General features: G+C 68.5%; 32 protein-coding genes and 1 tRNA gene. 18 read left to right on the top strand and 15 right to left on the bottom strand.

Annotation, left to right across the window (positions count from 1 at the left end):
- Positions 1 to 453: 453 nt before the first annotated feature.
- A complete protein-coding gene (locus KLK06_RS13345) occupies positions 454 to 840 on the bottom strand; it encodes a hypothetical protein (protein ID WP_214635736.1) in 387 nt (128 codons plus the stop codon).
- Positions 841 to 1,007: 167 nt separating this feature from the next.
- On the opposite strand from KLK06_RS13345, the gene KLK06_RS13340 reads away from it, so the two are divergent.
- From KLK06_RS13340 to KLK06_RS13310, 7 genes are read left to right on the top strand one after another with little or no spacing between them, the layout of a single operon-like run.
- Positions 1,008 to 1,523, top strand: coding sequence for a MauE/DoxX family redox-associated membrane protein (locus KLK06_RS13340; protein ID WP_214635735.1), 516 nt, complete (start codon positions 1,008 to 1,010; stop codon positions 1,521 to 1,523).
- 28 nt (positions 1,524 to 1,551) lie between these two features.
- Entirely contained in the window at positions 1,552 to 2,052 is a 501-nt protein-coding gene (locus KLK06_RS13335) for a hypothetical protein (protein WP_214635734.1), read from the top strand.
- A 7-nt stretch (positions 2,053 to 2,059) separates the two neighbouring features.
- A complete protein-coding gene (locus KLK06_RS13330) occupies positions 2,060 to 2,221 on the top strand; it encodes a hypothetical protein (protein ID WP_214635733.1) in 162 nt (53 codons plus the stop codon).
- A gap of 18 nt (positions 2,222 to 2,239) precedes the next feature.
- On the top strand, positions 2,240 to 2,782 hold the full coding sequence (locus tag KLK06_RS13325; RefSeq protein WP_214635732.1) for a hypothetical protein: 543 nt from the start codon (positions 2,240 to 2,242) through the stop codon (positions 2,780 to 2,782).
- Between the two features lie 39 nt (positions 2,783 to 2,821).
- Positions 2,822 to 3,337 (top strand): DUF5666 domain-containing protein, encoded by a 516-nt coding sequence (locus KLK06_RS13320; RefSeq protein ID WP_214635731.1) that lies wholly within the window; start codon positions 2,822 to 2,824, stop codon positions 3,335 to 3,337.
- Positions 3,337 to 3,864 (top strand): thioredoxin family protein, encoded by a 528-nt coding sequence (locus tag KLK06_RS13315; RefSeq protein WP_214635730.1) that lies wholly within the window; start codon positions 3,337 to 3,339, stop codon positions 3,862 to 3,864. Before KLK06_RS13320 ends, KLK06_RS13315 begins: the two co-directional genes overlap by 1 nt.
- Positions 3,865 to 3,875: 11 nt before the next feature.
- Entirely contained in the window at positions 3,876 to 4,193 is a 318-nt protein-coding gene (locus tag KLK06_RS13310) for a hypothetical protein (protein WP_214635729.1), read from the top strand.
- 93 nt (positions 4,194 to 4,286) lie between these two features.
- On the opposite strand, the gene KLK06_RS13305 is transcribed toward KLK06_RS13310, so the two are convergent.
- Both KLK06_RS13305 and KLK06_RS13300 read right to left on the bottom strand, forming a co-directional pair.
- Complete coding sequence (locus KLK06_RS13305) at positions 4,287 to 5,117, bottom strand: sugar nucleotide-binding protein (RefSeq protein ID WP_214635728.1); 831 nt, start codon at positions 5,115 to 5,117, stop codon at positions 4,287 to 4,289.
- Positions 5,118 to 5,164: 47 nt separating this feature from the next.
- Entirely contained in the window at positions 5,165 to 5,536 is a 372-nt protein-coding gene (locus tag KLK06_RS13300; protein ID WP_214635727.1) for a DUF5997 family protein, read from the bottom strand.
- 55 nt (positions 5,537 to 5,591) lie between these two features.
- Between KLK06_RS13300 and KLK06_RS13295 the strand changes: the two genes are divergently transcribed.
- The gene (locus KLK06_RS13295) at positions 5,592 to 6,338 is read left to right on the top strand and encodes a LysR family substrate-binding domain-containing protein (RefSeq protein ID WP_308168224.1); all 747 of its coding nucleotides are present in this window, start codon (positions 5,592 to 5,594) and stop codon (positions 6,336 to 6,338) included.
- Between the two features lie 142 nt (positions 6,339 to 6,480).
- Here the strand turns inward: KLK06_RS13295 and KLK06_RS13290 are convergent, their stop codons facing one another.
- On the bottom strand, positions 6,481 to 7,506 hold the full coding sequence (locus tag KLK06_RS13290; RefSeq protein WP_214635726.1) for a M23 family metallopeptidase: 1,026 nt from the start codon (positions 7,504 to 7,506) through the stop codon (positions 6,481 to 6,483).
- A 489-nt stretch (positions 7,507 to 7,995) separates the two neighbouring features.
- Positions 7,996 to 8,127 (bottom strand): hypothetical protein, encoded by a 132-nt coding sequence (locus KLK06_RS61415; protein WP_284734978.1) that lies wholly within the window; start codon positions 8,125 to 8,127, stop codon positions 7,996 to 7,998.
- A gap of 192 nt (positions 8,128 to 8,319) precedes the next feature.
- Between KLK06_RS61415 and KLK06_RS13285 the strand changes: the two genes are divergently transcribed.
- The gene (locus KLK06_RS13285; protein ID WP_308168223.1) at positions 8,320 to 9,750 is read left to right on the top strand and encodes an ATP-binding protein; all 1,431 of its coding nucleotides are present in this window, start codon (positions 8,320 to 8,322) and stop codon (positions 9,748 to 9,750) included.
- Between the two features lie 184 nt (positions 9,751 to 9,934).
- Here KLK06_RS13285 and KLK06_RS13280 read toward each other — a convergent pair.
- The 7 genes from KLK06_RS13280 to KLK06_RS13250 form a co-directional block, all read right to left on the bottom strand.
- Positions 9,935 to 10,006, bottom strand: a tRNA-Val gene (locus tag KLK06_RS13280).
- Between the two features lie 17 nt (positions 10,007 to 10,023).
- Positions 10,024 to 10,965, bottom strand: a complete 942-nt coding sequence (locus KLK06_RS13275) for an ROK family protein (RefSeq protein WP_214636157.1) — start codon at positions 10,963 to 10,965, stop codon at positions 10,024 to 10,026.
- Between the two features lie 67 nt (positions 10,966 to 11,032).
- Entirely contained in the window at positions 11,033 to 11,359 is a 327-nt protein-coding gene (locus tag KLK06_RS13270) for a hypothetical protein (protein WP_214635724.1), read from the bottom strand.
- An 11-nt stretch (positions 11,360 to 11,370) separates the two neighbouring features.
- Positions 11,371 to 11,823: a peroxiredoxin gene (locus KLK06_RS13265; RefSeq protein ID WP_308168222.1), complete on the bottom strand. Its 453-nt coding sequence runs from the start codon at positions 11,821 to 11,823 to the stop codon at positions 11,371 to 11,373.
- Between the two features lie 37 nt (positions 11,824 to 11,860).
- Positions 11,861 to 12,289, bottom strand: coding sequence for a DUF3052 domain-containing protein (locus KLK06_RS13260; protein ID WP_214635722.1), 429 nt, complete (start codon positions 12,287 to 12,289; stop codon positions 11,861 to 11,863).
- Between the two features lie 117 nt (positions 12,290 to 12,406).
- The gene (locus KLK06_RS13255) at positions 12,407 to 12,814 is read right to left on the bottom strand and encodes a secondary thiamine-phosphate synthase enzyme YjbQ (RefSeq protein WP_214635721.1); all 408 of its coding nucleotides are present in this window, start codon (positions 12,812 to 12,814) and stop codon (positions 12,407 to 12,409) included.
- Between the two features lie 9 nt (positions 12,815 to 12,823).
- Positions 12,824 to 13,006: a DUF1918 domain-containing protein gene (locus KLK06_RS13250; RefSeq protein ID WP_214635720.1), complete on the bottom strand. Its 183-nt coding sequence runs from the start codon at positions 13,004 to 13,006 to the stop codon at positions 12,824 to 12,826.
- Between the two features lie 389 nt (positions 13,007 to 13,395).
- Here KLK06_RS13250 and aceE point away from each other — a divergent pair, with 389 nt between their 5' ends.
- The 3 genes from aceE (at position 13,396) to KLK06_RS13235 (ending at position 18,568) form a co-directional block, all read left to right on the top strand.
- Positions 13,396 to 16,143 carry a pyruvate dehydrogenase (acetyl-transferring), homodimeric type gene (aceE, locus tag KLK06_RS13245; protein WP_214635719.1) on the top strand — a complete coding sequence of 916 codons (2,748 nt, stop codon included), beginning with the start codon at positions 13,396 to 13,398 and terminating at the stop codon, positions 16,141 to 16,143.
- A gap of 163 nt (positions 16,144 to 16,306) precedes the next feature.
- The gene (locus KLK06_RS13240; protein WP_214635718.1) at positions 16,307 to 17,809 is read left to right on the top strand and encodes an alpha/beta hydrolase; all 1,503 of its coding nucleotides are present in this window, start codon (positions 16,307 to 16,309) and stop codon (positions 17,807 to 17,809) included.
- Positions 17,810 to 17,845: 36 nt separating this feature from the next.
- Positions 17,846 to 18,568, top strand: a complete 723-nt coding sequence (locus tag KLK06_RS13235) for a maleylpyruvate isomerase family mycothiol-dependent enzyme (protein ID WP_214635717.1) — start codon at positions 17,846 to 17,848, stop codon at positions 18,566 to 18,568.
- Positions 18,569 to 18,719: 151 nt separating this feature from the next.
- On the opposite strand, the gene KLK06_RS13230 is transcribed toward KLK06_RS13235, so the two are convergent.
- The 3 genes from KLK06_RS13230 to KLK06_RS13220 form a co-directional block, all read right to left on the bottom strand.
- On the bottom strand, positions 18,720 to 19,079 hold the full coding sequence (locus KLK06_RS13230) for a VOC family protein (protein WP_214635716.1): 360 nt from the start codon (positions 19,077 to 19,079) through the stop codon (positions 18,720 to 18,722).
- A gap of 77 nt (positions 19,080 to 19,156) precedes the next feature.
- Positions 19,157 to 19,885 (bottom strand): YafY family protein, encoded by a 729-nt coding sequence (locus tag KLK06_RS13225; protein ID WP_214635715.1) that lies wholly within the window; start codon positions 19,883 to 19,885, stop codon positions 19,157 to 19,159.
- A gap of 93 nt (positions 19,886 to 19,978) precedes the next feature.
- The gene (locus KLK06_RS13220; RefSeq protein WP_214635714.1) at positions 19,979 to 20,998 is read right to left on the bottom strand and encodes a PHP domain-containing protein; all 1,020 of its coding nucleotides are present in this window, start codon (positions 20,996 to 20,998) and stop codon (positions 19,979 to 19,981) included.
- 102 nt (positions 20,999 to 21,100) lie between these two features.
- Here KLK06_RS13220 and KLK06_RS13215 point away from each other — a divergent pair, with 102 nt between their 5' ends.
- The 6 genes from KLK06_RS13215 to KLK06_RS13190 all read left to right on the top strand — a co-directional run bounded on the left by KLK06_RS13215 (position 21,101) and on the right by KLK06_RS13190 (position 26,242).
- A complete protein-coding gene (locus KLK06_RS13215) occupies positions 21,101 to 21,514 on the top strand; it encodes a hypothetical protein (protein ID WP_214635713.1) in 414 nt (137 codons plus the stop codon).
- 2 nt (positions 21,515 to 21,516) lie between these two features.
- Complete coding sequence (locus KLK06_RS13210; protein WP_214635712.1) at positions 21,517 to 22,665, top strand: glutathionylspermidine synthase family protein; 1,149 nt, start codon at positions 21,517 to 21,519, stop codon at positions 22,663 to 22,665.
- Positions 22,662 to 23,093 carry a DUF350 domain-containing protein gene (locus KLK06_RS13205; RefSeq protein WP_214635711.1) on the top strand — a complete coding sequence of 144 codons (432 nt, stop codon included), beginning with the start codon at positions 22,662 to 22,664 and terminating at the stop codon, positions 23,091 to 23,093. The genes KLK06_RS13210 and KLK06_RS13205 overlap by 4 nt, the downstream gene beginning before the upstream one ends.
- Before the next feature lie 71 nt (positions 23,094 to 23,164).
- The gene (locus tag KLK06_RS13200) at positions 23,165 to 24,289 is read left to right on the top strand and encodes a CdaR family transcriptional regulator (RefSeq protein ID WP_214636156.1); all 1,125 of its coding nucleotides are present in this window, start codon (positions 23,165 to 23,167) and stop codon (positions 24,287 to 24,289) included.
- Positions 24,290 to 24,392: 103 nt separating this feature from the next.
- Positions 24,393 to 25,289 carry an ACP S-malonyltransferase gene (locus KLK06_RS13195; RefSeq protein WP_214635710.1) on the top strand — a complete coding sequence of 299 codons (897 nt, stop codon included), beginning with the start codon at positions 24,393 to 24,395 and terminating at the stop codon, positions 25,287 to 25,289.
- Complete coding sequence (locus tag KLK06_RS13190; RefSeq protein WP_214635709.1) at positions 25,286 to 26,242, top strand: beta-ketoacyl-ACP synthase III; 957 nt, start codon at positions 25,286 to 25,288, stop codon at positions 26,240 to 26,242. The genes KLK06_RS13195 and KLK06_RS13190 overlap by 4 nt, the downstream gene beginning before the upstream one ends.
- Positions 26,243 to 26,285: the final 43 nt, after the last annotated feature.

Genomic DNA, 26,285 nt, shown 5'->3' with positions numbered 1-26,285 from the left:
CTCCTTGAGAAGGACGGCAAGTGCACCAATGCCGTCCGGTGCGGTTCCTCGCGCATGGCGGTCATACCCACGGGTGTGGGTCTCACCGGCCAGGCGCGTCGCGATCAGCGCTGACCGTCACTCAGAAATTGCCGCGCGCCGCGCAACCTGGTCTGAAGCCGCCGCTGAGTCATGGCACAGTCCACGCGCACGTCCAGAGGGCCAGGCAACCTGGTGTCCGCCCGCCGCCCTGCGACGTGCCCATGAGCACGGGTGAGGACCGTCTGCAACAGATCCTCGGCGAGGCGGGTGTCTCCGGTGAGCAAGCACGCCGTCCGCATCAGCGAGCACGCACGAACTCGTGGAACCCCTCAAAACGGAACTCCGCGGAAGACCCCGAAGTTGGAAACAGAGTCAAGAACGTGACCGCTCGCGAACGGTCCACCTCGCCACCGCGCTACCTGTCGTAGCGGCCTACAGGGTGTAGGCGAAGCAGCCGGAGGCGCGGCCGATGCTGACGGTGATGCGGACGTGCCCGTCACGTGGCAGCAGGATCGCGCCGGGGTAGATCGTGTCCCCGGAGGGTGTGCCGTCGTCGTTGGTTGTGGTGGCGGTCGCCGCGGCGTCGCGGACGAAGTAGGCGATGGTGCCCGATTCGACGTGCTCAATCCGGATCAGCGCGTCCGCCGGGCCCTTGCCGCGATCCTGCGCGACCCATAGTTTGGCCACGCCGCCGCGTTGCTGGCGCAGGTACGCGCCGAACGGGCCTGCCCGCACACCGCCCACCGAGGCACCCTTCTCCCCGGCCTTGTCGGCGTCGATGCACGGCACGCCGCCAGGGGGGGTCGCGGGCGATGTCACGGGGGTCGTCCAGCCCAGTGTGCTCGGTGGGCTCGATGTCTGTTTTACCTCCGCCGTGCCCGCTGAACAGGCCGTTTGGCTGCATAACAGAATTAGTGCCGCCGAGCATGACAAGATTTTTGACCTACTCATTGATCAAAGTATTGCGGCCATTTATGATCACGTCCATGGACATGGCCGAATTAGTCGGGGTGGGCTGCGGCCTTCTCACCGCCCTCTTCGTCGCCAGCGGCATTCCCAAAATCAGACGGCCGTTCGCGCTCGCGCTCGCCCTGGTCCGCTTCGGTGTCGTCAAACGGGTACGGCCCGGCTTGGGCCGGATCCTTGGCGCTCTGGAGGTCGCCGTCGGTCTCGCCGTAGCGGTGAGCCCGGCCCTGCTCCCGGCCGCGACCTGCGCTCTTGTGCTTCTGGTCGCCTTCACCGCGGTGATCGTACGGTCCGTCATGGCGGGGCAGAGCGTGGAGTGCGCCTGCTTCGGCACGGGCGAGACGACCTCGTGGGCGACCGTGGTGCGCAACCTCGTCCTGATCGGCGTCGCGGCGTTCGTCGCCGCGGCACCGGCGGTGCCCACCCTGGACCAGCGCATTTCAGGACTGCTCATCGGTACGGCAATCACCTGCGGATATCTACTAATTTCCACCCTGACCGTGGTCAAGCCTTTCAGTGTCCGACTCGACGGGTGAATGAGGCGTCATGGGCTATACCGCACTATTGGTCGTAGCTTCCGTCTGGTTACTTCTGCTCGCTCTCGGGCTGCTGGTCGTACGCCGTGAACTGTCGATCCTCCAGGACCGTGTGGCAGTGAGCGGAGCCGCGCCCGCCGACGGACTCGCCGTGGGCGCGCTCGCCCCGCAGTTCCCCGGCATGCGGTCTGACGACGTGGTCCTGTTCTTCTTCGGGGACTGCGAGCCCTGCCACGAGGTGGCGACGGAGGTGGCACGCTCCGCCGATCCGGGCGGGTTCGCCTGTGTGGTCAGCGACGGCACCATGGCCGGGTCGTCGGCCGGTTTCCGGCAGATCCTGCCCGAGGACGCGCGTGTGCTCACGGGCGATAAGGCCGCTGCCGTGAGAGACCGGTACAAGGTGCACTCCGGCCCCTTCGGCGTGGCGGTGTCCAATGGCCTGGTGGTGGCCAAGGGCATCCTGCGGTATGCCGCCGACCTGGAGCATCTCCACAATGCCGCCTACGGCGCGGCCTCGGTCGGCAGGTGAAGGAGACATGATGGGTGGCATCCTGACCAGCCCCCGGATCAGGCCGGCGCTGGCGATACCGCTGGCCGCGCTCGGTGTGTTCGCTGGACATCTCCTGGGCCTCCAGCCCTGGACGCTGCTCGTCATGACCGCGCTGATAGTGGCGATCGCGCAGCAGACCCTCCCTTGAGGCCCCAACGTGATCATCATGATCACGCGCGCCCGCGTGTCCGGGTGCTTCGGTTCCTCGGTGGTGGCTGGTGCCGTCCTCATATTGTCGGCCATGGCCGGAGCGGCGCTCACCGGGGCTTTCGTCGGTCTCCTCGGCGCGGCTGTGGAGCCCTCGATGCGTGCTCTGCTCGCTGTGACCGCGGTGTCTACCGTCATCGTCGGAGCGGCGCTCAGGCCCGTTCCCTGGCAACTGGACCGTGAGACCAACACCCGCTGGCTCACATACAACGACTGGCGCACCGCCGCGTACAACGGCTTGGCGCTCGGCGTCGGCTTCACCACGCGCATCGGTTTCTGGCTCTGGTACCTGGTCCCGCTGACCGCCTTCATCGCGGCCGACCCGGTCCTCGGAGCGGTCGGCTTCACCGTCTTCGCGCTGACGCGAGTGGGCCTGTCCGCGCTGCTCACCTCAGCGGATATCTACATCTCCGACGGGATCATTCGAGCCCGCATGATCGCCGACCCGTTGGCCCTCGCCGCGCTCGGCGCCCTCTACCCCATTCTCACGCCGTTGCTGTGACCAACAGACCGTTGTTTCACCAACAGAGAGGAAGAAGTAATGAAGGAGGAAACGACCAGACGCGGGCTGTTCGCCGGAGTCTTCAGGGACACGGCCGGCAACTCGCCACTACCCCCGTCCGACGCCTCTGCAGGCGTCCTGGTCAGCGGTTCGGGCCAGAACGTGACAGTGCGCCGCTACGGCTCGGCCGGCCTCACGGCCGCCGCGCCCGTCTCGGCCAAGGCCGAGGAACTGCCCTACGGCTGGGCGCTCAGGCCCGGCGACCTCGTCGTGCTCGACGAGTCAACCGCGGGTCAGCGCGTCGCGGTCACTCTGCACCGCAACGTCAGCGGGAGCGTGACAGAGGTCACCGCCGATCGCATCTCGGTGAACGGCCAGGTCTGTCTGCTCGACCCGCGGACGCTGCACTATGAGGGCACGTCGGGCGAACCGGCCGCCAAACCGCTAGCCCAGCCACTGAAAGCCGGGGACACCGTCGCCCTGGAGTGCTTCGACAACCGCGTGGACGGCACCCTGACCGTCCACTTCATGCGGCGGATCAGGCAGGCTGCCTGATGGAACGCGTTCTCGCCGTCGTGCTGGTGGCGGCGTGCGTCGTCCTCACGGTGGCCTTCCTGGCCTGTCTGCGGGGAATCGCGGAACTGCGCCTGCGCCTCACGGGGCGCGGCGTGGATCCCAGCGCCCAGCTGATCATCGGCAGGAAACTTCCCGACAGCCTGGTCTCGCTGATCCCCGACGCGACGCAGGACGCGTTGCTGCTCTTCATGTCCAGCACCTGCGGCACTTGTCACGGCCTCGCGGCCGATCTCGACAAGTTCGCGGACCGTCAGACGGTGGCGATCATCGCCGGCGACTCCACCACCGAGTTGCTCGCGATGCTCCCATCGCACGTCAATGCCTACGACGGCGAGCGGGCCAAGGCCGTCGACGCCGACCTGCCCATGGCGTTGTGGCCCACCGTCGTCCTGCAGCGGGACGGCTTCATGGTCGCTGTCGCGACGGGCAGCGACGCCGACAGCGCCGCGGACCTCGAGGTGCTGTGGGAACAGAGAGTGGACGTACCAGAGGGGATGAGAGCATGATCGTCGAGCACGTGAAGAAGACTCGGCTGACGAGGAACAAGTTCCTCGCCGTCGCCGGGGCGACAATCGTCGGGGTGGCCACCAACGCGTGGTTCCCCGGACGCGCCGAGGCGGCGCCGGACGGCTGCTACGGCCTGCCAGGCTGTAGCTGCTGCTCAGCCACGACCTGCTGCGCCAGCGGCTGCAGCAGCCTCTACAGCTGCGGCGGCAAGCACTGCTGGACGACATGCGCCTACTTGGGGAGCACGCTGTACCGGTTCGAGTGCTGCGACTACACCAAGGGCGGCAACGGGTGCATCTGCAGGGTGAATAACCGACCCTGCACCTGAGTGATGATCATGATGCGGTGGGCCCGGCCCACCGCATCATGATCACTGCCGCATACGAGCCCCGGCTCGGGCTCTTTCAGACGAAGGTCGCGATCATCGCTGACCGTCGCCCAGAAATCGCCGCGCGCCGCGCAACTCGGTCTGAAGCCGCCGCTGAGTCATGGCGCAGTCCAGGCGCACGTCTATCGGGCCGGGCAACCTGGTGTCCGCCCGCCGACCTGACGGCAAGTGGTCCGTGTCGAGGCCATCGCGGCGAGCGATGAGCAGCCCGAGCTCGTATCGGCTTACGGCATCGGCTCCAGCGACGTGGTGGATACCGCGATACTCGGATGCGGCAAGTTCCAGAAGCGCCGCGGCAAGGTCAACGACATGCACGGGGCACCGCACGTCATCGGTGAACAGCACTCCTCTCGCGCTGCCGGTGGCCAGTGAACGCACCAGGGCCTCATGCGGGGAATCACCGTCGCCGATGATCAAGGATGTCCGGGCTGTCACCGCGGCCGGCACGATCGCGTTCACCGCTGTCTCGGCGGCGGCTTTGGCCGCACCGTACGGGCTGATCGGATCAGGGACGCACATCTCGTCATAGCGAACCGCGGCGCCGGAGAAGACCGCGTCGCTGGACACATGGACGAGGCGTCCACCCGCCATGGAGACAGCGAGAGCCACGTTCGCGGCGCCGATGGCCGTGGTCGCCCAATCCGTCTGACGGTAGGCGGCGTTGATGACCACCTCTGGCCGGAACGCGCCGATCAGCGCATTGACGTCCTCGCGCCGACGCACATCGAGCGGCGACCACTCAAGGCCAGCGGTCTCTCCGGGCCGGGTCAGATAGGTCGCAGCCACCTCATGCCCGGCGAGCAAACACTGTCGAGCGAGCTCACTGCCGAGAAAGCCACTACCGCCGACGATGAGGATTCTCACGACCGGTCACCATAGTTGATCATCGGAGGCGTGCCGGTCTCAGCCGTCTAGCGTTGCTTGAGGCGGAGTGCTTCTTTGCGGGCCTCGGCCTGGATGGACCGCTCGCGCTCCAGCCACGCGGGGTTCTCCGCCTTCAGCGCGTCGATCTCGGCGGTGGTGAGCGGTTCGGTGATCCCGCCTCTGGTCAGGCCCGAAATGGAGACCCCGAGCTTCGCGGCGATGACCTGCTTGGGGTGCGGGCCGTTGCGGCGCAGGTCAGCGAGCCAGGTGGGTGGCGTCGACTGCAACTCGTTCAACTCGTCCCTGGAGACGACACCCGCCTGGAACTCGGCGGGCGTGGCCGAGAGAAGGACACCCAGCTTCTTGGCCGCGGTCTCAGGCTTCATCGTCTGGATGGTCTTCGATTTGGACGAGGTCATGGCCCAAAGAGTAGTCAGTCGGAACGGGTTCCGCTGACATCGGTACCCTGGGGAAGTGACTGATGGGGAGACCGGCAGAGTGTTCCGGCTGGCGTACGTGCCCGGGGTGACACCCGCGAAATGGGTGGGCGTCTGGACCGAGAGGATGCCCGGCGTGCCGGTTACCCTGGTCGCGGTTCCCGCCGCCGAGGTGGTGGGGCTCCTGCGGGATGGCGGCGCCGACGCCGGGTTCGTCAGGCTGCCGATCGACCGGGACGGGCTCAGCGTGATTCCGCTCTACGTGGAGACCACGGTGGTCGTGGTGCCCAAGGACCACGCCGTGACCGCCGTCGACGAGGTGGCCATCGCCGACCTGACCGACGACGAGGTGTTCCATCCTCTGGACGACACCCTCGAGTGGGCGGTACGGCCTGGGCTGCCCGCGTTCACCCGCCCCGCCACGACCGCGGACACGGTCGAGCTGGTAGCGGCCGGCAGTGGGCTGCTCCTGGTTCCGCAGTCGCTGGCCCGCCTGCACGACCGCAGGGATCTCACGTACCGGCCGGTGCCGGACGCGCCGCAGTCCCAGGTCGCACTGGCCTGGCCCACGGACGCGACCACTGACCTGGTGGAAGATTTCATCGGCATCGTCCGCGGCCGGACCGCGAACAGCTCGCGGGGCCGTACCCCCGCCTTCCCTGCGGAGGAGCGGACACAGCGGCAGGCACAAAAACCACAGAAGCCACGAAAGCCCGCACAGAACACCTCCAGCCGCCGGGCCGTGCCGGCCAGCCGCAAGAAGAAGGGCAACCGGCCACGGTAACCGGGGACCCGGCAATATCCCGGCCTTTACGACCAGCGACCCAGATCAGGGGGCTTCGCTTCCGAACGGCGACGGACGTTCCCTCTGGATCCCAGAAAAGCGCCGCCACCCGCAGTGGGTGGCGGCGTTCATGGTTCACACGTCAGCCGCAGTGTTCGAAGGGGCTGTTGTAGGTGGCCGTACCGGCCTTGCCGCCCCACTTGACGCACTTGTCCGCCGCACTGGCGCGTACCGGACCCGCGTAGTAGGTGAAGTTGCCGGTGTCACTGGCCCGTGTCTTGCCCTTCACCTCCAGGTAGGCGCTGGCCGCGGTGGCCTTGCCGAGGGAGGTCGCCTTGATGGTGGCCACGCAGTTCTGGCCCTTGGCCGAGTTGAACAGCAGGTAGACCTTGCCCGCCGTGCCCAGGGCGGCCGAGTCGATCACCTTGTAGCCGCTGCCGCACACCGACGCGGCAGTGTGCGGGTTACCGCTGCCGCCTCCTCCGCAGTTCTTGGAGGTGAGCGTCTGGTTCGGGTAGCCGAACGTGGCCCCGTTGAAGACGGCCTTCTGGATGTTCGACGGGTAGCTGCTGCCCTTGCGGATCTCGAAGTGCAGGTGAGGCGAGATGCCGTTGCCCGGCTTGCTGGTGTTGCCGACCGCGCCGATCTTCTGGCCCTGAGTGACCTTGGCGCCGGCGGCGACGGCGCGCGAGTTCAGATGCGCGTAGAAGGACGTCCAGCCGCCCCCATGGTCGATCTTGACCAGGTTGCCGTAACCGTTGACCGAACCCTGGTGGGCCGAGATGACCACGGTGCCCGCGGCGGCGGCGACGACGGTGTCCCCGAGGTCGGCGTTCGCCGTGCTGCCCCGGTTGAAGTCGATCTCATATGACCGGTGAGCGCTGCTGCCGCTGTTGTTACCGTTCCACGACTGGCCGCAGGGGAAGGGGAGCTGGAAGCCCGGGGCGGCCAGGGTCGATACCTGCGGCCCCTCAACCTGGTTCGGGGGGTCGTTGTTGTCCGCCCCGGAGGTCGGCGTGGGGGTGGGTGTGACGGTCTTCGTGGCGGTCGGTGTAGCAGTCGGCGTCGGACCGGCCTCGGCCCCCGTCGTGCTCGCTAACGCGCCCTGACCGGACGCGAGGCAGACAAACAGGGCGAACCCAACCGTGAGTACCCCTTTGGGTCTCATACGAAATCCTTTCTACGTGTGCCGGGGACGAGGCTTGGCCGGCACCGTGCGTTGTCTATGAGGTCGTTCGAAACGTCTCTTGCTGGAGATCAAGAGTGTGGATGAGCCGTACAGAGAACATCCAAAACCTGCATAGAGGGCCAACCGCTTCGGACACCTATTGGTCACCGTCAGTCACCGGAGACCGGGAGATGAGGGGTTGACCTGCGGTTCGCGCTCACGCTGCGGAGCCGGTACGACCAGGCGGCACGCGGGCGAAAGATGTGCGCGGGGCCACCAGATCAGGCCATGATCAACGGCTTCCGGACGGTACCCCGGGCCGTGGTGGCGGCCTGAAACGACCAGAACCCCGCCATGTCGGGCGACCGCCCCCAGCGGGCCTCACGCGAGTGGCACGCCCGTACCGACGTACACGCCACTCCACCCGCGCCAGCCACTCACCAGGCGCCCTTCGAGATCATTTCGGAGCCGAGGCCCTCGCCAGAGGCTCTATCTATGGCGGCGCAGCAACACCATGGCAAGCCAAATGATGGTGGGCAGCAGAAGAAGCAACACGATGAGGCCAACCCCGAGAGCGATCTCAACGTCGGTCACCGGTCCACCCGAGAGATCATCGTCCACCCCGCGAGGCTATCCGCATCACGTCGATCGGGAACTCGTCAGGCCGCGCGATGCTCGGACAGCCGGCTCCGGGGCGCCGGGCTCTTTCGGCGGCGACGCGTCTGGAGGCGCCGAATCGGAACAGGACGAAATGTAACCAGAACCCGAGCAAATATAACCAGCGCATGGTTACATTTGCCTATGAGCCAGAGCGTGAACGAGTTGGTCGCACGTCTCCGCACGGCCGGAGGCGACTACGACGATGTCGAGGTCAAGTCGGCGGCAGGAGGGCTGCCGCAGTCGCTCGCCTCGACTCTGAGCGCGCTGGCAAACCATCCAGGCGGCGGGACGATCATCCTCGGCCTCGACGAGGCCACCGGCTTTCGTCCGATACAGCTTTCAGATCCGCAAGCTCTCAAGCAGGGCCTCGCCCACAAGGCTCGCTCGTTCTCGCCGCCTGTCCAGCTTACGATCAGTGACGCGGAAGTGGATGGGGCACCGGTCATCGTCGCCAGGGTGCATGAATGCGATCCGTCGGCCAAGCCGTGTCGGATCACGGCGTCGGGTACGGCATACATGCGGGGGTACGACGGGGACTTCCCACTGTCGGATTTGGAAGAGCAGGCATTCCTGGCCGCCCGGAAGCCGCCGCTCTTCGACCGGCAGCCCGTGACAGGCGCCACCCGCGAGGACCTTGATAGCGACCTTGTCGCAGCGTTCCTACGTTCGGTCCGCGAACGGGACCCCCACGGCCTGGGCCGTTTCCCTGACGATGCCGAGTTGCTGCGGCGGGCCGGAGTTACCCTGCCCGACGGCACTCCGACCGTCGCAGGAGTGTTGGCTTTGGGGGTTCATCCACAGGAGTGGTTTCCGCGCTTCGTCATCCAGGCTTCGGCAGAGCCATTGCCGACCGATCCCGTAGGATCGCGGGCTCGGAACCAGACAACGATCACTGGGGCCATTCCACGGATGCTGGAAGAGGCCCTGAACTGGGCACGGCGAACCTTTGACACCAGCGTCGTGTCAGCGCCGGACGGTACTGTTCGTGATCAGCCCGCCTATCCATACATCGCATTTCGCGAGATCATCGCGAACGCTCTTCTCCATCGCGACCTCGATCATTGGTCGGCTGGCATGGCCGTGGAGGTTCGGCTCCGTCGTGACCGGCTGATCGTCTCCAACCCGGGCGGCCTGTACGGCATCACGGTCGATCGGCTCGGCCGGGATGCCGTCACCTCAGCACGCAATGCGCGACTCGTTGCGATCTGTCAACACGCTCGCACACCAGAAACAGGCGCGCGAGTGATCGAGGCGCTGGCAACCGGCATTCCGATCGTGGCCGATGCCCTGGCAGAGGCCGGGCTTCCACCTGCGCGTTACATCGACGCCGCCATCCGATTCACTGTCGTCCTACGGCAGCAGGCGGTTCCCGTCATCCGCCCGGGCGACGACCTGAACGAGACGGAGCTACGCGTCTACGACACCTTGGCGGCCGGGACACGCAGTGTCGCTGACCTCAAGCAGGAACTAAACCTGTCCGCACCCAACATCCGCAAGGCACTCCGCGAACTGAGATCGAGAGGACTCGTCGAGCAACTGGGGGGCCAAGGACGGCCGACAACCTACCGGAAACTCTCGGAGTAGAGGGACGCTGATATCTTTGCACGCCGGTACGCCCAGCGAGACAAGATAGCCGCTGATGCCCAGTTGAACGACGACTGATCAGGTCAATCTCGTCGATGACGGCGAGCCTCTCATGTGCTCGCGTGCGCGAGCCAATGGCACGAGAGGCCCGTAGCGTGATCGCTGTGGGACTTCTTGATGCAGGTGGGCGGTACTGGTATCGAACCAGTGACCCCTCGCTTGTAAGGCGAGTGCTCTACCGCTGAGCTAACCGCCCCTGATCGGCACTACACCTTACGACACCAACGGCTCCGCTCGCACATCCATAACCCACCCGGCCCCCAGGTCGTCCCTGCCGGCCGCGCGCCAGCCCAGCAAGGCCGCGCCGAGCATGCCCGCGTCGACGCCCAAGGCGGCGGGCAGGAGGGGTGGGGCGTCGCGGAAGGCGAGGCGTTTGACGAGGCGGGTGCGGACGGGGTCGAAGAGGGCAGGGCCCGCCTCGGCCAGGCCGCCGCCCAGGACGATCATGGAGGGGTCCAGGAGCAGGGTGTACGTGGCCAGGGCCAGCGAGAGGGCCTCTACCGCCTCGTCCCACACCTCCACGGCCAGGGGGTCGTCCGAGGAGACGACCTGTTCGGCGCGGACGTCCTCGAGGCCGGAGCGGAGGCTGTAGCGTCTGCCGACCGAGGCCGCCGACGCGTACGTCTCCAGGCAGCCGAACTGGCCGCACGCGCACTGCTCGCCGTCCGGGAAGACCGGGATGTGGCCGATCTCGCCGCCCCAGCCGGAGGAGCCGCCGTACGGCTGACCGTGGACGATCATGGCGCCGGCGATGCCCGTGCCGATGGGCAGGAAGAGGAAGTCGGGTACGCCGCGGCCGGCGCCGAGAACGCTTTCCGCCAGGCCGCCGGTACGTACGTCGTGACCGAGCATGACCGGTACGTCGAGGGCGGTGAAGTCGGAGGCCGGCACGTCACGCCAGCCGAGGTTCGCCGCGTAGACGGCCACGTCTTCGGACACCAGCCCCGGCACCGCCAGGCCGACGCCTGCCGGGATGCCATCACCGGAGGCGGCCAGGTGGCTGATGAACTCCCGGATGGCGGCCACGACGGCTTCCGGGCCCTCGGCACGCGGGGTGGGGCAACGCTCGCTCAGGAGTACCGCGCCGGACTCGCTGACCAGACCGCCCTTCATGGACGTGCCACCGACGTCGAGCGCCACGACGAACGAACTCATTGCAGACACGCAGCAGACGATAGCGCAGCTCAGCAAATGTCCGGAAAGCTGAGACAGCCACCCCGGGTCAGGCCCGGCCGAGCACCCGATTCAGTGCCGCCTCGACCTCGGCCGACAGCCCGGGCGGGGCGCCCGACCCCGCCATCGCGTCCGATCCCACGAACGCGTCCGCCCGTGCCAGTCGTACGGACCCGCAGGCTCTGCACTCCACCTCGCCCAGCCGGCAGATCAGCGTCGTGGACCCGCACGTGCCGCAGGCCTCGAGGTCGAGGTCGTGCAGCCGTTGACAGTCCGGGCAGATGAGCACCTGGGTCTCACGGCGAACCCCCCGCTTCCACGGGCTGGCGCCACGGACGGGGTCCGTCTGCCGGGCCCCGCAGCGGTAGCAGGGCATCGTTTCCTCCGTTAAGAAATGTCGGCGAGTGCCTTGACATAGTCGGCGACGTCACGCGCCTTGCTGGCCGGATTGACCACCGACCACCGGATCACGCCCGCGCCGTCGATGATGAAGGTCCCCCGCAGAGAGACCCCCTTCTCGTCATCGAACACACCGTACGCCCGCGCGACCTGTCCATGTGGCCAGAAATCGGAGAGTAGAGGGAATTCGTAACCCTCCCGATCCGCCCAGGCACGATGCGTGTACAGGGAGTCGACCGAGACGGTGAGGAGCTGCGCGTCGACATGGAAATAACGCAGCGCCGACAGCTCCTGATGGCACACGCCGCTGAAGGCAAGCGGATAGAAGACCAGCACGACCTTCCTCCCCCGGAAGTCTGACAGCTTCACCGGAGTGCCGTGCTGGTCCCGCAGTTCGAAGTCTGGAGCAAGGGCGCCGACCTCGGCAGGACGTTCGTTCACACACGCCATCCTGCCGCATGGCAGGCGCTCAGGCTCCCTAGCGTCGGCCCTTCGGCGAGACCAATCTGGTCCCTGACCAATCAGGCGCGGCGGAGATGCTGCTGGTCTGCGAGAGACCCGCGGTAGCGGCATCCTCCCCGATGTCGCTCGGCTCCACATGGCCGTCGCGCCCGGCCTTGGGAGTCAGCAGCCAGATCTGGCCGGCTTCGGCGAGAGCTCGCATGGCGTTGGTGAGGACGTCGAAGAGATCCCCGTCGCCGTCGCGCCACCACAGCAGCACCACGTCGACGACGTCGTCGGTCTCCTCATCCAGCAACTCGTTACCGGTCAGGTCCTCGATGGAGTCGCGAAGCTCGTCGTCGACGTCCTCGTCCCAACCGATCTCCTGCACCACCTGACCCGGCTTGAGGCCGAGCCGTTCGGCCAGGCCGCGCTCACTTTGCGCCTGACCCGCGGTCGCGCTCACGTTTATCCCTCCTGCTTGAGTGGCCCCGCATATGCGGTTTATCGCTTCGGGACAGTCCACACGCTGTGACCCTTAGTCGTCAACGGTCGCCACGGGTACGGCCGCAGACGGCCTGAATCAATCTGACAAAAACGACAGGCGTACCTGGCGTTGCGGGTTGTCGACGTTGAGGTCGACGAGTGCGATGGACTGCCAGGTGCCCAGCGCCAGCCGCCCGCCAAGCACGGGGATGGTCGCGTACGGCGGAATGAGCGCGGGCATGACATGTGACCTGCCGTGACCGGGCGACCCGTGGGCGTGACGCCACCTGTCGTCGGCCGGTAGCAGGTCGCGCAAGGCGGCGACGAGATCGTCATCGCTGCCCGACCCCAGTTCGATCAGTGCGACCCCGGCGGTCGCGTGCGGGACGAAGACGTGCAGCAGCCCGTCTTCCCCCAGAGCCCGCACGAAGTCCGCGCATTCCGAGGTGATGTCGTGCACCGTCTCCCGTGAACCCGTGGCCACGGAGATGAGCTGAGATCTCACACACGAATCCTACTTAGGTACGACGACCGCATCGGGGCCGGGAAACACCAGGCCTGTGTGCCCGTCGTCGAACCGAACGATGTACGGGGGTCCGCCGTCGGATCCCTTGACCTCGATGATGATCCCGTTGCGGTCCCGCTCACCGACGGTGTTGCCGTGCACCAGGAGCCGATCGCCTATCGTCGCGTTCATACCTCCACACTCGTACGCGGACGCCCGTACGGAAAGAGGCATATCCGCCTCCCTCTGAAGGCGGAGGGAGAATCATGACCGAACCGTTACAGTGCACCCTCGCGCCCCCGCCCGATCGCCCCCGCGCGAGTGCCGCCATCTCCCGTCGGGGACACTCTCAAGACGTGCACGGCGAAATTTCGTAGCTTTTCCGTACTTGTTAAATTGGCCGCCGCCTGTAACCTTGGCCCGGGATTCGTCCTACCATCGGTGGTCTAGGCCACCGATCGTGACCCTGCCAGCAGGGACACCCTGGTTACCCGCCAGTAGAGATGCACTTTCTACGGCAAGCGACCAGGATGGAAGGCGACCCAGACCAGACATCAGTCATCCTCGGAAGGCGAGACCCAGTGGCTTCCGGACGCCAGCGATTCTCGATCATCAGCGACGGCCTACCCAGCCAACTGCCTGATGTCGACCCCAGTGAGACCAACGAGTGGCTCGAGTCCCTCGACAATGTGGTCAAGACGGAGGGCCGCAGCAGAGCCCGCTACCTCATGCTCCGCATGCTGGAGCGGGCTCGCGAGCACCAGGTCGGCGTGCCGGGCCTGCGCAGCACCGACTACATCAACACGATCCCGCCGGAGCGTGAGCCCTGGTTCCCCGGCGACGAGCACGTCGAGCGGCGGATCCGCGCCTACATCCGCTGGAACGCCGCGATCATGGTGTCCCGCGCCAACGCGCGCACCAACGTCGGCGGCCACATCGCCACCTACGCCTCGGCCGCGTCCCTGTACGAGGTGGGCTTCAACCACTTCTTCCGCGGCAAGGACCACGGCGAGTCGGGCGACCAGGTCTTCTTCCAGGGCCACGCCGCGCCGGGCATCTACGCCCGCGCCTACCTGGAGGGCCGCCTCAACGAGGCGCAGCTCGACGCGTTCCGGCAGGAGCTGTCGCACGGCTTCCACGGCCTGCCCTCCTACCCGCACCCGCGGCTCATGCCCGACTTCTGGGAGTTCCCGACCGTCTCGATGGGCCTGGGGCCGATCGGGGCGATCTACCAGGCGCGGTTCAACCGCTACCTGCTCAACCGCCAGCTCAAGGACACCAGCCGCAGCCATGTGTGGGCGTTCCTGGGCGACGGCGAGATGGACGAGCCCGAGTCGCTCGGCGCGATCGGCCTGGCCGCCCGCGAGGAGCTCGACAACCTCACGTTCGTCATCAACTGCAACCTGCAGCGGCTCGACGGCCCGGTACGCGGCAACGGCAAGATCATCCAGGAGCTGGAGTCCTACTTCCGCGGCGCCGGCTGGAACGTCATCAAGGTCGTCTGGGGCCGCGACTGGGACCCGCTGCTGGCGGCCGACGTCGACGGCGTGCTGGTCAACCAGATGAACACCACGCCCGACGGCCAGTTCCAGACCTACTCCGTGGAGTCCGGCGGCTACATCCGGGACAACTTCTTCGGCGGCGACCCGCGCCTGCGCAAGATGGTCGAGCACCTGTCCGACGACGACATCCGCAAGCTGTCGCGCGGCGGCCACGACTACCGCAAGGTCTACGCGGCGTTCAAGGCGGCCCGCGAGCACGTCGGCCAGCCAACGGTCATCCTGGCCCAGACCATCAAGGGCTGGACGCTCGGCAAGGACTTCGAGGCGCGCAACGCCACCCACCAGATGAAGAAGCTCACCAAGGCCGAGCTGAAGGAGTTCCGCGACCGGCTCTACCTGCCGATCCCCGACTCCGCGCTCGAAGGCGAGCTGCCCCCGTACTTCCATCCGGGCGAGAACGACCCCGAGATCGAGTACATGAAGGAGCGCCGCGCGGCCATGGGCGGCGTGCTGCCCAAGCGCGTCACGCGCGCCAAGCCGGTCAAGCTGCCCGCTGACAACGTCTACGAGCAGTTCGGCAAGGGATCGGGCAAGCAGCAGGTGGCCACCACGATGGCCTTCGTCCGCCTGCTGAAGGACCTGATGCGCGACAAGGAGATCGGCCACCGGTTCGTGCCGATCATCCCCGACGAGGCCCGTACGTTCGGCCTCGACGCGATGTTCCCGACGGCGAAGATCTACTCCCCGCACGGCCAGACGTACGAGGCCGTCGACAGGGAGCTGCTGCTGTCGTACAAAGAGGCCGTCCAGGGCCAGATCCTGCACGAGGGCATCACCGAGTCGGGCTCGATGGCCTCGGCGATCGCGGCGGGCACGGCCTACGCCACGCACGGCGAGCACATGATCCCGATCTACATCTTCTACTCGATGTTCGGCTGGCAGCGCACCGGCGACCAGATGTGGCAGATGGCCGACCAGATGGGCCGCGGCTTCCTGCTCGGCGCGACGGCCGGCCGCACCACGCTCAACGGCGAGGGCCTGCAGCATGAGGACGGCCACACGCCGCTCATCGCCTCGACGAACCCGGCCGCGGTCTCCTACGACCCGTCGTGGGCCTTCGAGGTCGCGCACATCGTCAAGGACGGCCTGCGCAGGATGTACGGCGAGGCGCAGGAGAACGTCTTCTACTACCTGACCATCTACAACGAGCCCTACACGCAGCCCCCGCAGCCCGCGGACCTCGACGTGCAGGGCCTGCTCAAGGGCCTCTACCGGTTCGCCGAGAGCCCGCGGACGCAGGGGCCGAAGGCCAACATCCTGTCGTCGGGCGTAGCGGGGCCGTGGGCCGTCGAGGCCCAGCGGCTGCTGGCCGAGGACTGGGGCGTGTCGGCCGACGTGTGGTCGGCGACCTCCTGGACCGAGCTGCGCCGCGACGCCCTGGAGTGCGAGGAGCACAACCTCCTCAACCCCGACGCCGAGCCGCGCGTGCCGTACGTCACCCAGGCCCTCTCGCAGGCCAGCGGCCCGTTCGTGGGCGTCAGCGACTACATGAAGGCCGTGCAGGACCAGATCGCGCAGTGGGTGCCGGGTGACTGGTCCTCGCTGGGCACCGACGGGTTCGGCCTGTCCGACACCCGGTCGGCGCTGCGCCGCCACTTCCACGTCGACGCCGCGTCGATCACGCTGGCCGTGCTGACCAGCCTGGTCAAGCGCGGTGAGCTCGACGGCGAGGTGCTGCGCGAGGCGATCGCCCGCTACCACCTCAAGAACGGCGTGACCGAGGCCGGTGGCGCGGAGAGCAACGACACCCAGTCGATGGGCGTCTGAGCGCACCACGACAACGACGGCGCCCTCGCGGAAGATCTTCCGCGAGGGCGTCGCCCTTTCTGGCCGACACGCTGGAGAGGGGTACGTGCCACCTCGCTCCGTTGGTACGGACTCGCGTATTGTGGGGAAAACTTCCCCCTGAGAGTCCGAGGGGGAGATGGAATTGCGACGCGTCCTAGCCGCTGTCACGCTGGCCACAACGGCCGCCGCCTGCATGAGCGCACCGGCGAAGCCGGCCGTCGACGGGGATGTCGGCGCCGCCCAGCAGATCGCCTGGGGACCGTGCACGGACATCAAACGACCCAACGGCCAGAAACCGGCCAGGCAGGACACCTCCGTGCGTTGCGGGAAGCTGGCCGTGCCCCTCGACTACGCCGAACCCAATGGCGACAAGATCGAGATCGCGCTCATCAAGCTCCCCGCCACCGACCAGAGCAAGCGGCTGGGCTCGCTGGTGTTCAACTTCGGCGGTCCGGGCGGCTCCGGCGTCGACACCCTCGACCAGGCCGCCAAGTCGCTCACCAGCCTGCGTACCCGCTATGACCTGGTCAGCTTCGACCCGCGCGGCGTCGAGCGGAGCTCGGGGGTGCGGTGCGGCGACGGCGCGGAAATGGACAAGTTCGTGTCCCTCGACACGCTGCCCGACACCGAGCAGGTCCGTGAGAAGGGCGACGCGGCCAACAAGGAGTTCGCCGAGCTCTGCGAGAAGGACTCCGGCAAGATCCTGCCGTACATCGGCACGGTCAACGCCGCCCGCGACATGGACCGGCTGCGCGCCGCGGTGGGCGACGCGAAGCTCAACTACTTCGGCATGTCGTACGGCACGCAGCTCGGCGCGGTCTACGCCACCGAGTTCCCCAAGAAGGTCGGCCGTACGGTGCTCGACGCGCCGCTCGACCCCACGGTCACGTTCGAGCAGCGCACGCTGGCCCAGACCCGCGGCTTCCAGCAGGCGTACGAGAGCTTCCTGAAGGACTGCGTCAAGGACAACTGCGAGGTCGGCAAGGACGTGGCGACGGCCAGCGCGAACGTCGACCGCCTGATGAGCAGGCTCGCCGCCAAGCCGCTCAAGGTCGGCGATCGGGACCTCACCCAGGGCCTGGCCTCCACCGGCGTCGCCGCCGCCCTCTACTCGCAGTTCGCCTGGCCGTTCCTGGGCAACGCGCTCGGCGCGGCGCTCAAGGGCCAGGGGCAGGCTCTGCTCTACCTGGCCGACTCCTACACCGGCAGGTCGCCGGAGGGCACGTACTCCACGCAGATGACCAGCTTCCCGGCGATCACCTGCGTCGACACCTCCGAGCGGCCCGACCAGGCCACGCTGCGGCGCACCGAGGACGCGGCCGTGAAGGTGTCGCCGCTGTTCGGCAGCGAGGGCGCGGGCGGGCTGTGCAGCGTCTGGCCGGTCAAGGGCAGCGATGAGGCCAGGCACGTCGACGCGACGGGCTCGGGGCCGATCGTGGTGGTGGGCGGCAAGGGCGACCCGGCCACCCCGTACGAGTGGGCGCCCAAGCTGACCGCGCAGCTCAAGACGGCCACGCTGGTCACCTACGAGGGCGAGGGGCACGGCTCGTACCTGTCGGGCAACAAGTGCGTCAAGCGGTTCGTCGACTCCTACCTGCTGGCCGGCAAGGTGCCCGAGAAGGGTGCCTCCTGCAAGGCGGTCTGATCTAGGCTCGGTCGCGTGACGGACTATTGCTCACAAATGGAGCTCGAGACCGCCCGGCTGGCCGAGCTGGCCACCGGCGCCGATCCCGGTACCCCGGTGCCGCCCTGCCCCGGCTGGACCCTGGCGGACCTGATCACGCACGTCGGCTCCCTGCACCGGTGGGTGGCCCACATCGTGGAGACGCGGCGGCAGGAGCCGATCTGGCCCCGCCAGGTGCCCAACGGCCTGGCCGAGGGGCAGCGCGGCGATCCGGCCTGGCTGGTGGCGGGCGCGCGGGAGCTGGTCGCCACGCTGCGGGCGACGGACCCGGACACGCCAGTCTGGACCTGGGGCGACGACCGGCGCGCGAGCTGGTGGGCCCGGCGGATGGTGCTCGAGCTGGTCGTCCACCGCTGTGACGCCGAGCTCGCGGCCCGCGTGGAGCCCGTCGTCGCCGCGCCGGTCGCAATCGACGGGATCGAGGAGCTCCTGGACTTCCTGCCGCACGCCTCCTGGGTCACCAAGCAGCTGGCGGAGCTCGGCGCGGAGGGGGCCACGATCCACCTCCACGCCGGCGACGCCGACGGCGAATGGACCCTCACCCAGGGCCCGGCGGGCCTGATCACCTGGGCGCGGGGCCACGCGAAGGGCGACGTCGCGGTCCAGGCCCCGGTGAGCGACCTGCTGCTCATGTTGTACGGCAGGCGCTCCCCCGACACGCTGACCGTCCACGGCGACCGCGCCTTCCTGGACCGCTGGCTGACGGCCGCCTCGCTATGACGGGTGAGGCCCTATGACGGAGTGAGGCCCTGGACGCGCCGCCACTCGGCGGTCGGCAGCGTGTCCAGGGCGGGTGACCGCTCGCCGGAGCGGCTCGCGCGCGTGCCCGGTCAGCGGGGAAGGTGCCTTCCTGGGTGCACGCTCGGCCGGGTCACCTGCGGTGGAAGATCCCGAAGAGGTTGCCCGAGCCGTCCTGAAGGTAGGCGAAGTCGGTGCCCGCGCCATCACCGATGACCTTCGTGACCACCTTGCCACCGAGCGACTCGGTCTCACGGCACTTCTGCTCCACGTCGGCCACCTGCACGTGGAAGATCGCGTGGCCGGGGAGCTCGCCCTTGGTGTTGTAGAGACCACCACCGGGCTGCTCACCACCGGGATAGCCGATCATCCGGTAGTCGATCGGGCCGCCCTCGGAAGCACCGAACGTCCAACCGAACAGCCCGCCGTAAAACTGCTGGGCACCTTCGGGGTCGTCGGTCGCGACCTCGAACCAGGTAACCGTGTTGTCCATAGTCGTCTCCCTTGTTTCTCGAACAGGACAACGATCTAACGGCCAGGCGACAACCCTATGTCGGTGTTTTCGATTGATTAATCGAGCATCGTGCCGTGCACGATCATCTCCGGAACGTCGGGGGCGAACCCTTCGAGCGGCCGGTCGGGGCAGCGCTCGGCGGTGACCGAGGCCGCGGCGATCCGGTCGAGCCGGAAGACCCGCACGTCATCGCGCAGGCGGCACCACGCCACGAGATACCAGAAACCGCCGCGACCGCCCAGGTAGACCCCGGGCTCGACGTCGCGCGAGGTCAGCGCCCCCTTCGCGTCGGCGTAGTCGAGCCTGAGCACGCGGCGGCGCAGCAGGGCCTCCTCGATCGCCCGGGAGATGCCCTCGGCGCCCAGCGGCTGGATCTCGGCACCCGGCTCGGGCGGCTCGGCGACCATCTGCACCCGTCGCGCCAGCTCCCTGGCCAGCTCGCCCTCCGGCCCCGGCATGGCCGCGACCACCTTGCGCAGCGCGCTGCGCGCCTGCCTGCCGAAGGGCTGGTCGCCCGCCCGGCTCAGCGCCACGGCGATGGCGACCGCCTCGGCCGGGGTGAAGTTGAGCGGGGGCAGCGACATCTTCTTGTCGATCGCGTAGCCGCCCTTGCGCCCCGGCTCGGCGTAGATCGGCACCCCTGACTCCTGCAGCGCGGTGATATCACGCTCGATCGTGCGCGCACTGACCTCGAACCGCTTGGCGAGCTCCCGGGCGGAACGGCAGCGTGGCGAGATCGCGCGCAGGTCCTCGACGAGCGCGTACAGCCGGTCGGTACGGTTCACACCCGCGACGTTACGCCGCGCCACCGACAATCGCGCGCCCCAAGCCCTTACCAGGCAGGCGATCCCGGTTCAAGCGTGACGCGCCGACAGAATTCAGGCGCGACGCGCCAGCAGATCGGCGAGCGGCCAGGTGTTGACGATCCGCGCCGTCTCGATGCCGCACCGGGCGGCGCGCTCGCAGCCGTGGCGCTGCCAGTCGAGCTGGCCGGGCGCGTGCGCGTCGGAGTCGATCGCGAAGTCGCAGCCCATCTCGTAGGCCAGCCGCAGCAGCCGTTTCGGCGGGTCGAGCCGGTCGGGCCGCGAGTTGATCTCGACCGCCACCCCGAACCGGCGGCACGCCTCGAAGACCAGCTCGGCGTCGAAGTCCGACTCCGGCCGGACCCGGCCCCGCCGGCCGCCCGCCTGCACGACCCGTCCCGTGCAGTGGCCGAGCACGTCCACGTGCGGGTTCGCGATCGCCGTCACCATCCGCCGCGTCATCTCATGGCCGCTCATCCGCAGCTTGGAGTGCACGCTGGCCACCACGACGTCGAGCCGTTCCAGCAGCTCGGGCTCCTGGTCGAGGGTGCCGTCGAGGTTGATGTCGACCTCGACGCCGGTCAGGATCCTGAACGGCGCGAACCGCTCGTTGAGCCGTTCCACCTGGTCGAGCTGCCTTCTGAGCCGGTCGGCTGACAGTCCGTTGGCCACGGTCAGGCGGGGCGAATGGTCGGTCAGCGCCCAGTACTCGTGGCCGAGCGCCGCGGCCGCCTCGGCCATCTCCTCGATCGGCGAGCCGCCGTCGGACCAGTCCGAGTGGCTGTGCAGGTCGCCCTTGAGCGCCGCCCTGAGCGCCGCGGTCTCGTCGTCGAGGTCGGCGCCCTCGGTGGCGCGCATCCGGCGCAGGTACGTGGGCACCTCCCCGTCCAGCGCCTCGGTGACCGCCAGGGCAGTGACCTTGCCGATGCCCGGCAGCTCGGTCAGGCCGCCCACGCGTGCCAGCCGTACCAGCTCGTCGTGGGGCAGCTCGGAGACGACGGCGGCGGCGTTGCGGAAGGCGCGTACGCGGTAGGTGGGCTCGCCGGCCCGTTCGAGCAGGAAGGCGATCTCGCGCAGCGCCTCGACCGGTGTCATGCGTTGATACGTACCCAACCCAATTGCAAGCCGCCGGTTGTAGACATTGAACCGGCAGGAGCTGCGCCGATAGGCTGTTCGGCCAATGAAAGCAGGAGCTTGATGGGATACTCGCCGCCCGTGCCGCCTCCCCCGCCGGAGGCCCCCAAGCGGTCGAAGGCGTCGAAGGTGATCACCCTGTCCGTCCTCGGCGTCGTGTCCGTCCTCTTGGTGGGCTACTGCTCGGCCCAGAACGACGACGACGTGACCGCCGACTGCGTCGACATGAACAACCAGCTGAGCGACGGCTCGTACGAGATCGTCGACGAGTCCCTCTGCGACGATGACGACAACGGCTCCACCCACTTCTACGGCGGTTCGCGCGGCGCGTACCACTGGTACTACGGCGGCACCAGGGTCGGCACGCGCGTGCGCGCCGGCACCAGCTACCGCCCCTCCGACGTGAACATCTCCAGCCGCAACGGCCACTCCATCCAGCGTGGCGGCTTCGGCAGCCGCTTCAGCGGCGGAGGCTGACGGTGCGGCGCGAACACGGCACTCCCAGGGACGGCTGGGAGAAGACGATCGAGAGCCAGGGCCTGGCCTACCACCGAGCCGCCCACCCGGATGGACTCACCCGGCCCTACTGGGACGAGTCCATCCACTACGTCTTCTCCCTGGAGGAGGTGGAGGAGCTGGAGGAGCAGGTCGAGGAGCTGCACGGGATGTGCCTGCGCGCCGTGGAGCACGTCGTCTCGACCGGGCGCTACGCCGACTTCGCCATCCCCACCTGGGCGGAGGAGGACGTGGCGCGCTCCTGGGAGCGGCGTGACCCCCACCTGTACGCCCGCTTCGACCTGCGCTACGACGGCACCGGCCCGGCCAAGCTGCTGGAGTACAACGCCGACACGCCCACCTCGCTGGTCGAGTCGTCGGTGGCGCAGTGGTTCTGGCTCAAGGACGTCCATCCCGACGGCGACCAGTGGAACTCCATCCACGAACGGCTCATCGACCGCTGGCGCGAGCTGACCCTGCCCACGGGGCCGATCCACTTCGCCTGGACGAACATGGACGAGACCGGCGAGGAGGCGATGACCCTGGCCTATCTCCAGGAGACCGCCGAGCAGGCCGGGCTGAGCACGGTCGCCGTCGCCATGGAGGACATCGGCTGGGACGCGCTCAACCGCCGCTTCGTCGACGTCGAGGAGCGGATGATCCGCTCGGCGTTCAAGCTCTACCCGTGGGAGTGGATGCTGGCCGACCCGTTCGGGCGGCACGCCGTACGGCACGCGACCTGGATCGAACCGCTGTGGAGGACACTGCTGTCGAACAAGGCGCTGCTGGCCGTCCTCTGGGAGCTCTACCCGGACCATCCCAACCTGCTGCCCGCCTACCTCGACGGCCCCCGCGACCTCGACTCCTACATCGCCAAGCCGCTCCTGGGCAGGGAGGGCGCGTCGATGCGCATCGTCACGCCGGACGGCACCCAGGAGACACCCGGCTCCTACGGCCAGGAGGGCTACGTCTTCCAGGGCTTCCACGCCCTGCCCGACTTCGAGGGCGAGCGGCCGGTGCTCGGCGCCTGGGTGATCGCCGACAATGCCGCCGGATTGGGTATCAGGGAGACTACAGGCCTGATCACCGACGACACCTCTTCCTTCGTACCTCACCGAATCGAGCACCCATGACCCTGCTGGAGACCCTCGCCCGCGGCGCGGGCGCCATCGCCGCCTACGCCGCCGTAGGCGTCGTGCTGCTGATCGTCGGCTTCTACGTGATCGACCTCGCCACGCCCGGCAAGCTGAGCTCGGTCATCCGCACCGAGCGCAACCCCAACGCCACGCTGCTGGCCACCTCGGCGCTGGCCGCGGTGGGCCTGATCGTCGCGGCCTCCATCTGGTCGTCGGGCGGCCGGCTCACCGAGGGCCTGGCCGGCACCGCCGTCTTCGGGCTGGTCGGCATCGTGGTGCAGACCGTGGCCATGCTCATCTTCGACAAGCTGGTCGGCATCTCGGTACGCGACCTGGTCAAGGAGCCCGAGCTGCAGCCGGGCGCCCGGCTGCTCGCCGTCACCCATGTGGCCATCGGGCTCATCACCGCGGTCGCGGTCATCTGATTCGACCTGGCACTCTAGGAGGCGTGACAGACCGGACCCGGGAGGACACCACGCGCAGGCTGGAGCGGGCCATGGGTTCGCTCGGCACGGCGGCCATGGCCCGCATGGACGATCAGCTTTCGTGGTTCCGCGCCCTCAGCGCCGAGGACCGCTCCTGGGTGGGCCTGGTGGCGCAGGCCGGCATCGCCGCGTTCGTGGAGTGGTTCCAGCACGCGGGCGAGAACCGGCCCACGCCCAGCATCGAGTTCTTCGGCACCGCGCCACGCGAGCTGAAGCGGTCGATCTCGCTCCAGCAGACCGTCGACATCGTCAGGATCGTCGTGGAGGTGGTCGAGGCGCAGACCGACGAACTGGCCGCGCCGGGCGGCGAGGACCAGCTCGAGCAGGCCATGCTCCGCTACACCCGCGACGTGGCCTTCGCCGCCGCCCACGTCTACGCCCGCGAGGCCGAGGCCAGGGGGGCGTGGGACGCCCGGCTGGAGGCGCTGATCGTCGACGCGCTGGTGCGCGGCGAGGTCGACGACGGGCTGCACTCCTGGGCCGCCGCGCTGGGCTGGACCTCCTCCCCCGTCGTCGTGATCGCGGGCCGCGCCCCCGAGGACGACCCGCGCGCGGTGATCGACGGGCTGCGCGAGAAGGGCCGCCGCATCGGCATGGACCTGCTCGCCGGGGTGCAGGCCGACCGGCTGATCGTGATCGTGGGCGGCGCCAACAGCGTGGACGCCGCGGCCAAGCAGGTCGTGGCCCGCTTCGGGGAGGGCTCGATCGTCATCGGCCCGGAGGTGCCCGACCTGCACGCCGCCGCCAGATCGGCCAAGGCGGCGCTGGCCGGGCTGAAGGCGTCGTCCGGCTGGCCCGACGCGCCCCGCCCGGTGCACGCCGAGGACCTGCTCGCCGAACGGGCGCTCGACGGCGACGACGACGCCAGGGAGCAGCTCATCGAGAACGTCTACTTGCCCCTCGCCGGCACGCCGCTTCTCGATACGCTGGCCACGTACCTGGAGCAGGGCACCTCGCTGGAGGCCACGGCCCGGCTGCTGTTCGTCCACCCCAACACCGTCCGCTACCGGCTCAAGAAGATCACCGAGCTGACCGGCTACCAGCCGACGGAAGGCAGATCGGCCTTCACCTTGCAGGTGGGGCTGATTCTCGGCAGGCTTTCGGAGAGCGCCGTTACCTGGCGGGCCCTAACGTAACAACGCCGAAACCCCCACTGTAGGATTCCTACAAATCTCCTTGGATAAAGTTCGTACGGATCCTTATCCGCGTGTCGGACTTCTACAGGGCAGTGTGGATTTTGTGCTTGTACTCGTCGCTCCGGGCCAAGGTGCCCAGACACCAGGCTTCCTGACACCCTGGCTCGAACTCCCCGGCCTCGCGGATCGACTGACCGCGTGGTCCGAGGTGGTGGGCCTCGATCTGATCACGTACGGGACCAAGGCCGACGCCGACGAGATCCGCGACACCGCGGTCGCCCAGCCCCTGCTCGTAGCCGCCGCGCTGGCCGCGGCCGAGGCGCTCGGCGCGACCCCCGACCTGCTGGCCGGCCACAGCGTCGGCGAGTTCGCCACGGCGGCGCTGGCCGGGGTGCTGACCCCCGAGCAGGCCCTGACGCTGGTACGCGAGCGCGCCCAGGCCATGGCCAAGGCCGCCGCCGTCACCGAGACCGGCATGACCGCGGTGCTCGGCGGCGTGGAGGCCGAGGTGCTGGCCGCCATCGACAAGCACGGCCTGACCCCCGCCAACGTCAACGGCGCCGGCCAGATCGTCGCCGGCGGCACGCTGGAGCAGCTCGCCGCCTTCAAGGCGGACGCGCCGGCCCGGGCCAGGCTGATCGCGCTCTCCGTCGCGGGCGCCTTCCACACCGAGCACATGGCCCCGGCCGTCGAGCACCTGCGCACGGCCGCCGAGGGCATCGCCCCCGCCGACCCGCGGGTCAAGCTGCTGTCCAACGCCGACGGCCAGGTCGTCACCGACGGCGCCCTGCTGATGCGGCGCCTGATCGACCAGGTCAGCAACCCCGTCCGATGGGACCGCTGCATGGCCACGATGGCCGACCTCGGTGTCACCAGGATGATCGAGCTGCTGCCGGGCGGCACGCTGACCGGCCTGGCCAAGCGCGGGCTGCGGGGCGTGCAGACCGTGGCGCTGAAGACCCCAGACGATCTCGACGCGGCCAGGGAGCTGACCAAATGAGGATTCCGGACATCGCCCCGGGCGCCAAGGTGCTGGCCCTCGGCCACTACCAGCCGTCCAATGTCGTCACCAACGACGACCTGGCCAAGACGATGGAGACCAACGACGAGTGGATCCAGTCGCGGGTCGGCATCAAGGAACGCCGGGTCGCCGGTCCGGCCGAGTCCGTCGAGGACATGGCGACGCAGGCCGGTGGCAAGGCCCTGGCCGCCAGCGGCCTGTCGGCCGCCGACATCGACCTGGTCATCGTCGCCACCTGCACGCTGGAGACGCAGATCCCCAACGCCGCGGCCGTCGTGGCGCACCGCCTCGGCATCCGGTCGCCCGGCGCGTTCGACGTGAACGCCGCCTGCGCGGGCTTCTGCTTCGCGCTCGGCGTCGCCAGCTCCGCGATCCGCGCCGGCTCGGCCAAGAACGTGCTCGTCATCGGCGCCGAGAAGCTGTCGCAGTGGATCGACTGGACCGACAGGTCCACCGCCGTGATCTTCGCCGACGGCGCGGGCGCCGCGGTGGTCGGCCCCTCCGACAAGCCCGGCATCGGGCCGGTAGTCTGGGGCAGCTCGGGCGACAAATCCGACGCGATCATCATCAACGACCGCCACGACTCCCTCCACCAGGAGGGTCAGACGGTGTTCCGCTGGGCCACCACCGCGCTGCACCCGGTGGCCAAGGAGGCGTGCGAGCGTGCCGGGGTCGACCCGTCGGAGCTGGCCGCCTTCGTGCCTCACCAGGCCAACCTGCGCATCATCGAGGCGATCGCGCGTAAGCTCGGCGCCGACCAGGCCGTCGTCGGGCGCGACATCGTGACCGCCGGCAACACCTCCGCCGCGTCCATCCCGCTCGCGCTCTCGCGCATGCTGGAGCGTGGCGAGGTGCGTTCGGGTGAGCTCGCGCTCATCCTGGGCTTCGGCGCCGGCCTGACCTATGCGGGTCAGGTCATCGAGATTCCGTAAGATCCGGTACGGCTCCGTTCCGTACTCATCAGAACTTGTACGG

Origin of the sequence: Nonomuraea sp. NEAU-A123 (assembly GCF_018603905.1) — a bacterium.
Taxonomy (GTDB): domain Bacteria; phylum Actinomycetota; class Actinomycetes; order Streptosporangiales; family Streptosporangiaceae; genus Nonomuraea.
This window is presented reverse-complemented; position numbering and strand designations above follow the sequence as displayed.

Excerpts from the sequence above, each read along its gene's own strand:
- KLK06_RS13250 (WP_214635720.1), bottom strand. The coding sequence starts at position 13,006 with ATGAACGCGACGATAGGCGATCGGCTCCTGGTGCACGGCAACACCGTC.
- KLK06_RS13235 (WP_214635717.1), top strand. The coding sequence starts at position 17,846 with ATGGAGCTCGAGACCGCCCGGCTGGCCGAGCTGGCCACCGGCGCCGAT.
- KLK06_RS13275 (WP_214636157.1), bottom strand. The coding sequence starts at position 10,965 with ATGAGTTCGTTCGTCGTGGCGCTCGACGTCGGTGGCACGTCCATGAAG.
- KLK06_RS13320 (WP_214635731.1), top strand. The coding sequence starts at position 2,822 with ATGAAGGAGGAAACGACCAGACGCGGGCTGTTCGCCGGAGTCTTCAGG.
- KLK06_RS13230 (WP_214635716.1), bottom strand. The coding sequence starts at position 19,079 with ATGGACAACACGGTTACCTGGTTCGAGGTCGCGACCGACGACCCCGAA.
- KLK06_RS13290 (WP_214635726.1), bottom strand. The coding sequence starts at position 7,506 with ATGAGACCCAAAGGGGTACTCACGGTTGGGTTCGCCCTGTTTGTCTGC.
- KLK06_RS13215 (WP_214635713.1), top strand. The coding sequence starts at position 21,101 with ATGGGATACTCGCCGCCCGTGCCGCCTCCCCCGCCGGAGGCCCCCAAG.
- KLK06_RS13330 (WP_214635733.1), top strand. The coding sequence starts at position 2,060 with ATGATGGGTGGCATCCTGACCAGCCCCCGGATCAGGCCGGCGCTGGCG.
- KLK06_RS13205 (WP_214635711.1), top strand. The coding sequence starts at position 22,662 with ATGACCCTGCTGGAGACCCTCGCCCGCGGCGCGGGCGCCATCGCCGCC.
- KLK06_RS13270 (WP_214635724.1), bottom strand. The coding sequence starts at position 11,359 with ATGCCCTGCTACCGCTGCGGGGCCCGGCAGACGGACCCCGTCCGTGGC.
- KLK06_RS13340 (WP_214635735.1), top strand. The coding sequence starts at position 1,008 with ATGGACATGGCCGAATTAGTCGGGGTGGGCTGCGGCCTTCTCACCGCC.
- KLK06_RS13325 (WP_214635732.1), top strand. The coding sequence starts at position 2,240 with ATGATCACGCGCGCCCGCGTGTCCGGGTGCTTCGGTTCCTCGGTGGTG.
- KLK06_RS13315 (WP_214635730.1), top strand. The coding sequence starts at position 3,337 with ATGGAACGCGTTCTCGCCGTCGTGCTGGTGGCGGCGTGCGTCGTCCTC.
- KLK06_RS13300 (WP_214635727.1), bottom strand. The coding sequence starts at position 5,536 with ATGACCTCGTCCAAATCGAAGACCATCCAGACGATGAAGCCTGAGACC.
- KLK06_RS13220 (WP_214635714.1), bottom strand. The coding sequence starts at position 20,998 with ATGACACCGGTCGAGGCGCTGCGCGAGATCGCCTTCCTGCTCGAACGG.
- KLK06_RS13190 (WP_214635709.1), top strand. The coding sequence starts at position 25,286 with ATGAGGATTCCGGACATCGCCCCGGGCGCCAAGGTGCTGGCCCTCGGC.
- KLK06_RS13200 (WP_214636156.1), top strand. The coding sequence starts at position 23,165 with ATGGGTTCGCTCGGCACGGCGGCCATGGCCCGCATGGACGATCAGCTT.